Source organism: Anthropogastromicrobium aceti (genome assembly GCF_020687335.1).
Classification (GTDB): Bacteria; Bacillota; Clostridia; order Lachnospirales; family Lachnospiraceae; genus Anthropogastromicrobium; species Anthropogastromicrobium aceti.
Map to the genome: position 1 here is coordinate 1 of NZ_JAJEQN010000044.1, position 13,784 is coordinate 13,784.

Annotated in this window: 12 protein-coding genes; all 12 read left to right on the top strand. The window is 40.2% G+C overall.

The window, feature by feature from the left end; all coding sequences use genetic code 11:
* A partial coding sequence (locus LKD48_RS16575; RefSeq protein WP_308732320.1) for an Hsp20 family protein occupies window positions 1-147 on the top strand: 147 nt, incomplete at its 5' end.
* A 212-nt stretch (window positions 148-359) separates the two neighbouring features.
* Window positions 360-1,124, top strand: coding sequence for a DUF4886 domain-containing protein (locus LKD48_RS13710; RefSeq protein ID WP_308732305.1), 765 nt, complete (start codon window positions 360-362; stop codon window positions 1,122-1,124).
* Between the two features lie 91 nt (window positions 1,125-1,215).
* The gene (locus LKD48_RS13715) at window positions 1,216-1,869 is read left to right on the top strand and encodes an IS607 family transposase (RefSeq protein ID WP_308732321.1); all 654 of its coding nucleotides are present in this window, start codon (window positions 1,216-1,218) and stop codon (window positions 1,867-1,869) included.
* Window positions 1,799-2,977, top strand: coding sequence for an RNA-guided endonuclease InsQ/TnpB family protein (locus LKD48_RS13720; RefSeq protein ID WP_308732306.1), 1,179 nt, complete (start codon window positions 1,799-1,801; stop codon window positions 2,975-2,977). Before LKD48_RS13715 ends, LKD48_RS13720 begins: the two co-directional genes overlap by 71 nt.
* Window positions 2,978-3,170: 193 nt before the next feature.
* Complete coding sequence (locus LKD48_RS13725) at window positions 3,171-4,601, top strand: serine hydrolase domain-containing protein (RefSeq protein WP_308732307.1); 1,431 nt, start codon at window positions 3,171-3,173, stop codon at window positions 4,599-4,601.
* Window positions 4,602-4,817: 216 nt separating this feature from the next.
* Window positions 4,818-5,747: a calcium/sodium antiporter gene (locus LKD48_RS13730; RefSeq protein WP_308732308.1), complete on the top strand. Its 930-nt coding sequence runs from the start codon at window positions 4,818-4,820 to the stop codon at window positions 5,745-5,747.
* 260 nt (window positions 5,748-6,007) lie between these two features.
* Window positions 6,008-7,666 carry a hypothetical protein gene (locus LKD48_RS13735; protein WP_308732309.1) on the top strand — a complete coding sequence of 553 codons (1,659 nt, stop codon included), beginning with the start codon at window positions 6,008-6,010 and terminating at the stop codon, window positions 7,664-7,666.
* Window positions 7,667-7,884: 218 nt separating this feature from the next.
* Window positions 7,885-9,729: a Na/Pi cotransporter family protein gene (locus LKD48_RS13740; protein ID WP_308732310.1), complete on the top strand. Its 1,845-nt coding sequence runs from the start codon at window positions 7,885-7,887 to the stop codon at window positions 9,727-9,729.
* A gap of 83 nt (window positions 9,730-9,812) precedes the next feature.
* Complete coding sequence (locus LKD48_RS13745) at window positions 9,813-10,058, top strand: hypothetical protein (RefSeq protein ID WP_308732311.1); 246 nt, start codon at window positions 9,813-9,815, stop codon at window positions 10,056-10,058.
* Window positions 10,059-10,257: 199 nt separating this feature from the next.
* Complete coding sequence (gene rsmH, locus LKD48_RS13750) at window positions 10,258-11,316, top strand: 16S rRNA (cytosine(1402)-N(4))-methyltransferase RsmH (RefSeq protein WP_308732322.1); 1,059 nt, start codon at window positions 10,258-10,260, stop codon at window positions 11,314-11,316.
* 40 nt (window positions 11,317-11,356) lie between these two features.
* Window positions 11,357-12,232 (top strand): SGNH/GDSL hydrolase family protein, encoded by an 876-nt coding sequence (locus tag LKD48_RS13755; RefSeq protein ID WP_262538392.1) that lies wholly within the window; start codon window positions 11,357-11,359, stop codon window positions 12,230-12,232.
* A 98-nt stretch (window positions 12,233-12,330) separates the two neighbouring features.
* Window positions 12,331-13,707, top strand: a complete 1,377-nt coding sequence (locus LKD48_RS13760) for a sodium-dependent transporter (protein WP_308732312.1) — start codon at window positions 12,331-12,333, stop codon at window positions 13,705-13,707.
* Window positions 13,708-13,784 lie beyond the last annotated feature (77 nt).

Genomic DNA, 13,784 nt, shown 5'->3' on the forward strand with positions numbered 1-13,784 from the left:
TGCCAGAGAAGCTATTATGTTGGCAAGGATACAACCGAAGATGATATCAAGGCTCACTTTGAGCATGGTATGCTGACAGTAACTGTTGCAAAGAAGGAAGCAAAGCCAGCAGTAGAAGAGAAGAAGCATATCGCAATTGAAGGATAAAAATATTAGATAGTGTAGATAGTTAGAGGGCATGCGCCAAAAGGCGCGTGTCCTCTTTTTTGTTTTGTTAGTAGCAAATTTTTTTATAGGTGTTATTGCTCTTGCAAACGCATGTCTTGCTGTGTATAATCAAAATTAGAAATATGGCGTTTTGTGAACCAGTGGGGGACAGATAAAAAGCCACGGTACCTGTCCCGGTGGAAAGGAGATTTATGGAGATTTATAAAATTCTTGTAATTGGAAATAGTTTTGGAGAGGATGCAACTCATTTTTTACATGATCTGGCATTGACAAGAGGGATCAATACAAAGGTAGTTAATTTGTATATCGGAGGTTGCAGTCTGGAACGTCATTGGAGAAATATTGAAAATGAGGCGAAGGACTATGAATATCAGTTAAACGGAAAAGCTACGGGAAACAAGGTGTCTATTCAGGATGCACTCGCAGAAGAAAAATGGGATTATATTGTCACACAGCAGTCCAGTCATGACAGTGGCTGGCTTGACACGTATGAACCATTTATGGGATGGATAGCAGAATACATCAAAAAGGAAGCACCGTGGGCTAAGTTTATGCTGCAGGAAACTTGGGCATATGAGGTTGACAGCAAGCATGACTGTTTCGCACGATATCATAGAGATCAGGATGAGATGTATCAGAAACTGAGAGCAAATTATTATAAAGAAGCGCAGAAGTATGGACTGGATTTAATTCCGTGCGGTGATGTGATCCAGACGCTGCGAAAGGAAAAGGAATTTAATGTGCGTGAAGGCGGAATATCGCTTTGCAGAGATGGATTTCATATGAATTATTTATATGGACGTTACGCGCTTGCCTGCACATGGCTTGCGAAAATTTTTGGAGAGGAAGCAGGAAAGATCAGTAATGAATTTCTTGCAGAGTCAGCAGGCATGCAGGATTTTGCTCTTCTTGGAAAAATTCGTAAAATTGCGGAGCAGGTATGTTGGAATAAGTAAGAGGAGAATACAATATGTAATTAAATCTATTAACAATAATGCCTTAATGTGTTTAAATATCCTCAAAGGAGGTATTATGAACACATCAAACATTACAAATTACAAACCAAAGGAATTTGCAGAGCTGTTGGGTGTTTCTGTTAAGACCTTACAGCGGTGGGATCGAGAAGGAACACTTACAGCAAATCGTACACCAACCAATAGGCGTTATTATACTTACAAACAGTATCTTGAATTTAAAGGGATAACAGAAGATGATACACGCAAAGTTATTCTCTATGCCAGAGTGTCTACAAAAAATCAAAAAGATGATTTACAAAACCAAACCGCATTTTTACGTCAGTTTTGCAATGCAAGAGGCATGATTGTAGATCAATGCATAGAAGAATATGGAAGTGGTCTTAATTACAACCGCAAGAAATGGAATGAATTATTGGATGAGGTGATGGAACAAAAAATCAAAACAATTGTGATAACGCATAGAGACCGTTTTGTTCGCTTTGGATATGATTGGTTTGAAAGATTCTGTGCGAAATTTAATACAACAATTGTGGTAGTAAATAATGAATCATTATCACCACAGGAGGAGCTTGTACAGGATATCGTTTCCATTCTTCATGTGTTTTCTTGCAGATTGTATGGACTTCGTAAGTATAAAAAACAAATAGAAGGAGATGATGGACTTGCTAAAGAGCTTCAAGACGGAAATCAATCCTACACCGGAGCAGATAACGAAGATCAATAAGACAATTGGAACCTGTCGGTATCTATACAATTTTTATCTTTCTTATAACTTAAAACGTTATGAGCAGGGAGAAAAATTCATGAGTGGAAAGTCCTTTAGCGTATGGCTGAATAATGAATATCTGCCGACACATCTTGAATATTCATGGATAAAGGAAGTCAGTTCAAAGGCAACAAAACATGCAGTTGAATGCGGATGCACAGCATTTACAAGATTTTTTAAACATCAGAGTGGATTTCCTAAATTCAAAAAGAAAGATATCTCAGATGTAAAGATGTATTTTGTAAAGAATAATCCTAAAGACTGCTATTGTGAGCGTCATCGAATTAACATTCCCACCCTTGGCTGGGTGAGACTAAAGGAAAAGGGATATCTGCCAACGACGAAAGATGGCTGGCGGATTCGAAGCGGAGCCGTTTCGAAAAAAGCGGGTCGATACTATGTATCCGTTTTAGTGGATGTTGTGGATTTGCAGGTCAAATCGAAGGAAGATCAAACAGAAGGAATTGGAATTGATCTTGGATTAAAAAAATTTGCGGTTCTTTCAAATGGTAAAATTTATAAAAATATCAACAAAACAAGCCGAATCAAAAAGCTTGAAAAACAGTTGAGACGGGCGCAGCGCTGTCTGTCTCGCAAATATGAGAATTTAAAGAAAATGAGGAAAGGAGAGTCTGCTCAAAGAGCAAATATACAAAAACAAAAGCTTAGGGTACAAAAACTTCATCAAAGAATTAATCAGATTCGAACCGATTACATCAATAAGACAATCGCAGAGATGGTGAAAACCAAACCATCGTATATAACGATTGAAGATCTGAATGTAAAAGGTATGATGAAAAATCGACATCTTTCAAAGGCAGTGGCATCAGAGAAATTTTATGAGTTTCGAGAAAAGCTCATGAAAAAATGCCACGAAGAAGGAATTGAGTTAAGAGTAGTAAGCAGATGGTATCCGTCTTCAAGAAAATGTCACAGTTGCGGATGCATCAGGAAAGATTTAAAGCTTTCAGATCGAATTTACAGATGCAGTTGTGGCTATATAGAAGATCGTGATCGAAATGCGGCACTTAATTTGAAAGATGCAGTAACTTACGAAATTGCATAATTGAACGCAACCGTAAGTATGTACCCAGGGCTATCTGGGGAATTGACGACTGTGGAGTGTACAAGAACTTGTGAGTAGACAGAACTTCGGTTCGTCAAAAGCATACACGGTGAAGCAGTAAGTAGTGTTCGTGAGAACCTACAATTCTCAATATGAGTATATTTACACATATTTTGAGTAGCAGGATTATCTTATGCAGGAACAAAAATTAGAACGTATCACGCCGGCACAGGCGGGGCTTGATCCACGGTGTATTATTAATATGATGGATCGGATGGAGAAGGAACATATCAACATAACAAGTTTTATGCTGCTGCGTCATGGAAAGGTATTATGTGAGGCTTCGTATGAGCCGTATGATGCAACACAGCTGCGGACCGTATATTCTCTTAGCAAAACCTTCACTTCAATGGCAGTTGGAATTGCAGCTGGAGAAGGAAAGATTGACCTTGATGAAAAGATCATAGATTTATTTGCAGCGGAAATTGAAAACGGAAAGATTCAGGTAGGAAAAGAGCTTGATTCGCTTACCGTGCGCCATCTGCTTCGCATGTCGACTGGACAGGAGAAGGAACCAGGAGGCAGCGACTGTTGGGATGACATGGTGTCTGCATTTTTGCGTGAGCCGTTTCATGAGATGCCAGGAGAGGTATTCCGCTATAATTCAATTGCTACCTATATGTTGTCAGAATCGTTAAAGAAAAAAGGAATCGATCTGGAACATTATCTGGAGGAGAAACTGTTAACACCAATGGGAATTTCAGGTACGCGCTGGCTACGTGATCCAAAAGGAATCTGCGTGGGCGGTTTTGGATTCTCACTGTATCCTGAGGTAATCGCAAAGCTTGGACAGATGATTTTGCAGGGTGGCATATGGAATGGTATTCAGTTAGTTCCAAAGGACTACATTGATATGGCCACTTCAAAGCAGATTGAAAATGGAGATGATCCAGACAGTGACTGGGCGCAGGGATACGGCTATCAGATGTGGAGATGTCGCCACAATGCAGTGCGCGGAGACGGTATGTATGGACAGTTTTGCATTATCCACAAAGAAACAGATACGGTACTTGCCATGACGGCTGTAACTAGTGATATGCAGGGTGAGATGAACGCCTATTACGATGAGGTATTGCTGAAATATCAGGATGAGCCATTGTCAGAGGATGAAAAGACAATGGAAGTATTGAAAAAACGCCTGAATGAGCTGCATTATGTGCGCCCGCTGCCAGAAGATGATGGATCAGCAGTACCAGATGCATTCAAAAAGATCAATCTTTCACTCACAAGCTTTTTTGATTTGTCATTGAACATCGAAGGCAATATGCTTACATTGACAGGAAAAGACGGTGAGATTTGGTACCGCGCAGAGAGAGGCTGCTGGAGCAAAATTAGTCGTAAGGTACACTGTTCTCCATTTTACACAGAGAAAGACAGTATGGATACGCCTGTCATTGGTGCGTGGGGCGTAAAGAACGGTGTATTGACTATTCGTGTATATGAGATTGAATTTCTTGAGGAGGATACACTTACGCTGACAGAAGCAGAAGATGGCATCCATGTAAGCTTTGCCAATACAACTATTCCATCAAATCCGCGTGACTATGTCAAAAAAGTAATTTAACATTCATAAAAAATATGTAGTTGACTTTTGAAAATGACTTTGGTAAAATGAATCCAATAAAAGGGAGTAGCTGACCAAAATAGGTGCACTTCTTCGTCAGTACAGTTATTAAAAAATAACTCGGAAAGTGATGAAACAGCGAGACTTTTACTGCAATGCAGTAGGAGTCTCTTTTTTTATACCTGCTGCAAATAAAATAAGAAAGAGGTAGGTAGTATGATGCTACAAGTGTTGATTTTGCTGGTGGGATTTTTTCTGCTGGTAAAGGGAGCGGACTGGTTTGTGGAGGGAGCAGCAAGCATTGCAAAAAAGCTTGGAATACCGCAGCTTGTAATAGGACTTACAATAGTTGCCATGGGAACGAGTTTGCCAGAAGCAGCTGTAAGCATTACGGCAGCATTAGACAATAATGCAGGAATCACAATCGGAAATATTGTTGGAAGTAATATCTTAAATATATTGATAATTCTTGGAATTACAGCAGTCATTACGAATGTTTCAATTCAAAAATCAACGTTCTATTATGAAATACCGTTCATGCTTATAATTACCGTGATACTTATGATATTTGGAATTACAGGTTCCAAGATAACATTTATGGAGGGCGTTATTTTCTGGATTTTATTTTTGCTCTATCTCGGATACCTTTATATTATGTCAAAAAAGGGTACAGAGCAGGAAGAAGAGAATGTAAAAGATATACCAGTATGGAAATGTCTTCTTTTCATGGTGCTTGGCGGAGTTATGGTAGTAATGGGAAGTGATTTTGCCGTTAGCGGTGCAACAGAAATAGCAAGATTTTTTGGAATGAGTGAACGATTTATTGGTCTTACTATTGTAGCATTTGGAACATCACTTCCAGAGCTCGTAACGTCAGTTACGGCAGCAAGAAAAGGAAACGCCGGAATCGCCATAGGAAATATAGTAGGAAGCAATATTTTCAATATTTTATTTGTAATAGGTACAGCAGCACTCATTTGCTCTGTTCCATTTGAACGTAAATTTATCATTGATACAATCATCGCAGTTCTCAGTGGAGTATTGCTTTGGGGTGGAACAATTAAAAAGAAAGAGCTTAGAAAGCCTTGCGGAATTTTGATGCTGCTTGGTTATGCAGCGTATTTTGTATATTTGTGTGTAATTTAAGCATGGTAGAAGAGTAAGCAAATTTAAAATATAAACAAATTGAAAGATAGAGGCAGATCAAGATGTGGTTTGCCTCTAAATTTTTTGAAACGATTTAGAACTATGCAAAACTGCTTTTTGTGAATATATGCTTGAAAACAGATAGGCATGTGCTATACTCAATTTGTCTGTGTCTAAGAGATAATGAACAGATGGAAAAGACAAAGAAAAAATAATAAATAGAAACAAAACGTAGAAAGACAGCGAAGGAGAACAGTAAAATGAAACGCTATATGGCACATATTCTTGTTTCGGCGGAAAAGATCACCGAGCATTTTCTAAAGGTACAGGTACATGATGAGGGCACTCTGGCAGACGGCGGTATGGAAGGCTTAGTAGTAGATGTAAAGCCTACCGTGTTTGCTCTGCGCGCGGCAATGTCTGTGTATTTGTATCCGCAGAGTCGTTTTTATAAGGATGAGACACTTAGAACAGCAATGGAGCAGGCAATAGATTTTGTTGCGCGAAACCAAAATGAGGACGGAAGCTTTGACTATACAGTGTGCAACTTCCATTCCGCACCAGACACAGCATTTTGCTATCATCCGATGGATAAGACATATCGTCTTATGAAAAAATTTGAAAATGATGTAGATACATCCTCACTTCAGGAAAAATATCTTGCGATAATGAAAAAGGCAGCAGCCGCCATTCGTGACGGCGGTTTCCACACACCGAATCATCGCTGGGCAATTTGCGCAGCACTTATGCAGGCTGCAGATGTTTTTGCCGGAGATGAATCATTTGCTAAGAGCTGCAAAGCACGCACGGAAAAGTATTTTAATGAAGGAATTGATGGAAATGCAGACGGAGAGTATGCAGAGCGCTCTACAGGAGGCTATAACTGCGTTGTCAACGATGCAATGATCAATCTTTATGAGATGACAAAGAACAAGGAATATTTGTCATATCCAGAGAGAAATCTTCATATGATGGAGCTGTATTTTGAACCTGACGGCACTATCTTTACACAAAATTCCACAAGACAGGACCGCGGCAAAAAGGTATGGCCTGATCTGTATTTTCATCAGTATCTGTATATGGCAACAAGAGGAAATGTCACAGGTGAGCATCGCGATGAATTTTTAAAGGCAGCCCATCAGATCATAAGAAGCTGTATCGCAAGAGGAGATGATGCACCGGATTGTCTGTATCTTTTGATGCTGTATGAGCAGATGGCAGAGTGTACATTAGAGGGAAGCGGCTTTATAAAGAAATATAGAAAGCTTTTCTCAGATTCAGGTGTGCTTCGTGTGGCAAGGGAAAACTATGCATATACAGCATTGAAAGGAAAAACAGCCTTTTTGTATGTGAATGTCAATGGAATGGATGTTTGCTTTAAAATAGGCGAGAGCTTTTGTGAGGTGCGAAACTTTGTTGCTCAGCAGTTAATACAGACTAAGGATGGATGTGAACTGACAGCAAGTGCTAATGTCTGGTATTATGAGCCATGGGCAGAAAAGCCTAATACAAGTGACTGGTGGCAGATGGATCAGAAAAAAAGATCATTAAAGATTCCACGCACACTGACAACAAAGGTAACAATTCATGAGCATGAAGATGGTCTGGAAATTGCACTTCACACAGAAGGACTAGAGAAGCTTCCACTTCGTTTGCAGCTTTGCGTTCCAGCAGGAACAGTTGTACGAAACGATGCATTCTGGTTAAAGGCAGAAGCAGGACAGGGCATGATTGTTCGAAGCGGTGATGTGGAGCTGGCATTAGGAGAGCAGATTTTGTCATTTGGTCCATGCTTTGGAGAACATGAGTTTCAAGGTCACTATTCGGGCGAAGAGACAAATGCAGGCGGCTATACCATTTTCTGCAATGCCCTCACACCAGTGGATAAAACAGTTTTCCTTCGCGTGAAGAGAAAATAAGCTTGATTTTACATAAAATTTACATAGAACTCACATAGAGCTGATAGCATGATTTCTGATATCAGGGTACATTGAATAGGAAGGCTGTAGCAGGCGAATCTGCAGGTCTTCCTATTTTTGATATCAATGGTGATATCAAATACAGCAGTTTCCTGACAAAATCTTATAAATAGGTTTTGCACAAAAATGTACATCCGGGAAAACCGGGGGAGGAAATCATGAATGAGAATGTAAAAATCGTGTTTGGTCTGCTGGGCGGTCTCGCACTGTTTTTGTATGGAATGAACGGTATGAGCGATGCGCTTCAAAAGACAGCAGGAGATAAGATGAAAAAAATCTTAAGCTTCCTGACGAAGAATCCGATCATGGGTGCATTAGCAGGTGCACTTGTTACAGCTGTTTTGCAGAGCAGCTCCGCAACAACTGTTATGGTAATAGGATTTGTAAGTGCTGGACTTATGAGTCTGCCGCAGGCAATCTCTGTTATCTTTGGTGCTAATATTGGTACTACAATGACAGCACAGTTAATGGCATTTAAGATCAGCGATTATATTTACCCACTTATCTTCATCGGATTTATGATGAACTTTGTCTGCAAGAAGGAGCAGTTAAAAAATATTGGACTTGTCATCTTCTCATTTGGTATCTTGTTTGAAGGTATTGAGATAATGGGAAGTGTAATGAAGCCGCTTGCTACAAGTGCAATTTTTGTGGATTTGATGGCAAAGGTAAAGGAGATTCCGATTCTTGGCGTGGCACTGGGAACGATTATGACACTTGTTGTACAGAGCAGTTCTGCAACAATTGCCGTACTGCAGAATTTTGCAGCTCAGCCGGGACCGGATGGTGTGACGAGCGTAATGGGATTAGCAGGTGCAATTCCGATCCTTCTTGGTGACAATATCGGAACAACAATCACTGCACTTTTAGCATCAATTGGACAGTCTAAAAATGCAAAGCGTACTGCTATTGCACATAGTATTTTTAATATCACAGGAAGTGTTGTATTCTTGTGTGTGCTTCCATTTTTTGCACGCTTCGTTCAATTTATTTCACCAAAGGGAAATGAGATTGATGTTATCTCAAGACAGATTGCTAATGCACACACCACCTTTAATATAGTTTGTACGCTTATATGGCTCCCACTTATTCCATTTATGGTAAAGATTGTTACTACAATTATAAGAGGAACAGAAAAGCAAAGAGACGATGGTCCGGTAAGTGTTCTGGAGAGTGGCGTGATTGCACAGCCAGCAGCAGCACTTTATCTTGTATCAGAAGAGTTAGAGCATATGGCAGAGGTTGGCAGCAAGCTTTTGACTGCACTTAAGGAAAGCTTTTCTTCCGACAAAACACAGAGCGAGGCAGCCACAGAGCAGTACAAGACATATCGCAGACAGGCAGCACGAATGGAAGATGATCTTGCTGCATATGTAACGAAGATGCTCTCAAGCGGAAATTTAACACAGCAGCAGTCAGGTCAGGCGGCAGGTCTTTTGTATGTATCAAATAATATTGGACGTATTGCAGACCGCTGTGAGGAAATTGCAGGTGTTCATGAAAAAATTACACAGGGCGGAAAATCATTCTCAGAGATGGCAACAGGAGAGCTGCAGGATTGTATAGAGATCTCAAGAAAGTTGTTTGATCGTGCCATTCGTTCAGTTAAGGATGGCGATTTAGATCGCGCCCGCACCGTTGTAAAGAAAAAGAATAAGATGAGAAAGGCACAGAAGCAGTTAAAGCGTGCTCACATTGCGCGTGTCAACGAGGGACTTTGCGATGCTTCTATGACAGAAGATTATTCTGCAATTATGTACAGCTTAGACAGAATTGTTGATAATTGTGTCAGCATTGCAGAGGAGACACTTGATCATCTTTCATTTGTTAATTTCTCAGAAGAGGAGGCAGATGAAGAAAGACCAGCTGATATTATTGCAGAGATTGACGCAGAGGAAACTCTTGAGGAGCATGAGAATAAAGAGCCAGAAGAAAATGCAAATGCTTCAGATGCAGATGGCAGCTCCAATACTGCGATTAAAAAGGCAACAGATTTTTCATAAAATTTACATTTGATTTACCGCACAAAGATAGAAGGCTATGTTTGAATGGAGTATATTGGTGTCAGAAAGAGAGGTAAGATATTATGAAAATGGCATCAATGTGGTACGCAATTAATCATTCAGATATAGAAAAATCAATGAAGCAGGTAATATTTGTAGGAATCAATATTGTATTGTGGGCAGCAATTGCATTTATTGTATGTGTGGCAGGAGGTGCAATTGGTGGTTCCTTCAATGAAAAATGGAGATTTATGACATTCTTAATCACTGGATATAGCGCCGTGATCATGGGATTCTTCAGAAGTGTATTTTATTTGCTTAGAAAATAATAAATCAAAAAGATTGGCCGGAAAACCGGTCAGTCTTTTTTTGCGCAGATTTCTTCCTTTACAGAATTTTTTTTGTGTGGTACGATTAAAAAGATTGCATCACAAAATGAAATATAAAAGTGGAAGGAATTGATTATATATGGAAGAGAACAGAAAGGAAAATATTAAGAACACACCAAACGTGCAAGCAGGGGACGATATGCAGACACCGCACAAAAGACGTGTGCGTTATAAAGGAAAATATCCGAAAAAATTTGAGGAAAAATATAAGGAGCTGCAGCCAGAAAAATATAAAGAGACGGCTGAGCATATCATTCAAAAGGGAAACACCCCGGCAGGAACACATAGACCAATCTGTGTGGAAGAAATTTTATCTTTCTTAGATGTGAAGCCCGGCCAGATAGGCGTTGACGCGACACTTGGCTATGGAGGTCATACACAGAAGATTCTTGACTGTCTTAAGGGTGAAGGCCATTTGTACTCACTTGATGTCGATCCGATTGAGTCAGAAAAAACAAAGAAGCGTCTGAGAGATCAGGGTTATGGTGAGAATGTATGGGATGTTTGTCTGATGAATTTTGCAAATATTGCTGAGATTGAAAAAAAGGCTGGAAAGCTTGATTTTGTGCTTGCTGATCTTGGCGTTTCTTCTATGCAGATCGATGATCCAAAGCGCGGCTTCTCTTTTCGCGAGGAAGGACCGCTTGATCTTAGATTAAATCCGCAGGCGGGAGTTCCGGCATCAGAGCGTCTAAAAGAAATGGATGCAGAAGAGATTGAGGGTATGCTTTTTGAAAACTCAGATGAACCGCTTGCAAAAGAGCTTGCAAGAGCAATAATGTCAGCAAAAAGAAAGAAGCAGCCAATTGAGACAACTAGTCAGCTTAGGGAGATTGTAGAGCAGGTCGTTCTTCGCACAAAGCCGGAAAATCCGAAGGAAGCTGTAAAAAAGACATGTCAGCGAGTATTTCAGGCGCTGCGAATTGATGTTAATAGTGAATTTGAAGTGTTAGATTCTTTCTTAGAGGCGCTGCCTCATATATTAAAGCCGGGCGGAAAGGCTGCTATATTAACATTTCATTCTGGTGAAGACCGCATGGTAAAAAAATCATTCCAGTACTATGCAAGAGAAGGCATTTACAGTGACATAGCAAAGGATGTTATTCGTCCGTCTGCAAAGGAATGTGCATCTAATCCAAGAGCACGCTCAACTAAGTTTCGCTGGGCAGTTCGCTCTGATGTACAAAAATATGAGTAAAACAGGCAAAACGGTCAAAAGATCAGGAGAGACAACTAGGATGAAAAGAAAAGTAAAAGTTATTTTGACAGCAGCAATCTTTACATTTTGTACAGCAATTGGCGGCTGCAAGGCAGTAGAGTCAAAGCTTGAGCCTGTTTATGAAGCTCTTTTGCAGGAGGATTCTGTACAAGAAGAAAAAAGTGTGCAGGCAAGCGAAAATCAGGAAATGTCAACGAAAGAAGATTTGTCTGAAAAAGAGTCGGCATCTGTTGAGGATAAGGAAAAGGAAACGGTTGGCTTTACAGCTGTCCCGGCAGGAACGGTAACAGTTGAAGAGGCAAACAGCAGCGCTGGGCCGATTCGCCTGGCGGGAGATAAAAAAATTTTGCTGACAGGAGATTCCAGAACTGTTTGTCTTTACTGCTCACAGATATATGACGAAGCAGAGTATCCAAAGCATGTTTTTTATAACATTGATGAAGCAACCTTTACAGGATATACAAACGAAAGCATTGTAGTGGCAAAGGGAGGCGAGGGCTGCAGCTGGATGCGTGCAGTTGGCATTCCTAATGCAGTATCTCATCTTGAAGAGGCCGATGCGCTTGTCATCTGGTTTGGCGTAAATGATCTTCATGTCGCCTCCGACTACATTAATTATGTAAATGGTCTTGTACAGCAATACGATATTCCCATTTACTATATGACAATTGGACCGTGCAACGGACATTGGGAGCAAAAAAACAGTGAGGTGTTGGCATTTAATTCGGCGTTGACACAAATGCTAGATCCTAAGGTGACTGTGATAGATGCGTATGGCTATATCAAAAACGGATTAGACAGCGGTTTATTTGCCACAATGGATGGACTTCATTATGATTATTATACAAGTAAAGCAATTTATGAGTTTATGGTAGAACAAGTAACGAATCCGTAAGTAAGCATTGCACTGTAAAATATTTTTGTGTATACTGGTACGGTATGGCGTAAAATTCTGCGCAATAACGTTATAAATAGAAAAGGAAGGGCGAAGTTTTGAGTAAACATGAAAACAAAAAAAGAAGCAGCTTCTCCGGCAAGTTAGGATTTGTCTTGTCAGCAGCAGGTGCTTCAGTAGGCCTTGGCAACATCTGGCGATTTCCGTATTTGGCAGCAAAATACGGCGGAGGAATCTTTTTGCTGATTTATATTATATTGGCACTGACCTTTGGATACAGTATGATTGTTGCAGAGACTTCAATAGGACGAATGACAGGAAAAAGTCCTGTTGGTGCATTCCACAGCTTTGGAAAAGCAAAATGGCTGTCATTTGGAGGTTGGATCAATGCAATCATCCCGATTCTGATTGTGCCGTATTATTCAGTAATCGGAGGATGGGTTATCAAATATTTATTTGAGTATATGACTGGACATGCAGGGACAGTCGCAGTAGATGGATATTTTTCTTCATTCATTTCTAGTGGTGCAGCCACAGAGATCTGCTTTTTAATTTTCGTATTTATTACATTGGCGATTATCTTTGCAGGTGTTCGAAATGGAATTGAGCGCGTATCAAAGTTTATGATGCCAGTACTCGTTGTGCTGTCTGTCATTATCGCAGTATATTCTGTTAGCAGACCGGGCGCTATGGCAGGTGTGAAGTATTTTCTTATTCCCAATGTAGAAAACTTCTCGTGGATGACAGTCGTATCAGCGATGGGACAGATGTTTTATTCATTGTCAATTGCGATGGGTATTTTGATCACATTTGGTTCTTACATGAAAAAGAATGTGTCTATTGAAGGTTCAACAAAAAATGTAGAAATCTTTGATACAGCGATTGCGATTATGGCAGGACTTATGATTATTCCGGCAGTATTTGCATTCTCCGGCGGTGATCCAGATGCACTTCAGGCAGGTCCGGCACTTATGTTTATCACTCTTCCAAAGGTATTCGCTAATATGGGCTTTGGAACAGCAGCAGGTATTTTGTTCTTCTTACTCGTATTATTTGCAGCTGTCACAAGCTCTATTGCGCTGACTGAGAGTGCAGTTTCCACATTTGAGGATGAGCTTGGCTGGAATCGTAAGAAAGCTACACTTGTACTTGCAGCGATCATGGTATCACTTGGAAGCCTTTCCTGTCTTGGCTATGGTCCGCTTGCAAATGTAACTATTATTGGAATGCAGTTTCTTGATTTCTTTGATTTTCTGACAAACTCTGTTATGATGCCGATTGCAGCAATCATGATCTGTCTTCTTGTGTCAAGGGCAGCAGGAATCAAGGCAGTCGAGGCAGAAGTTTTGCACGGAGAGGGAACATTTCGCAGAAAGAAGATTTTCTGCGTGATGATCAAGTACATCTGCCCAATCTTTGCAGCAATTATTCTTATTAGCTCCGTTGCAAATGCATTCGGATGGATTTCAATGTAATTTAGTAACAGCACTGACATAAAGCCAGTGCTGTTATTTTATTAAAAAATTTATATAGATATCTTTTATCACTAACC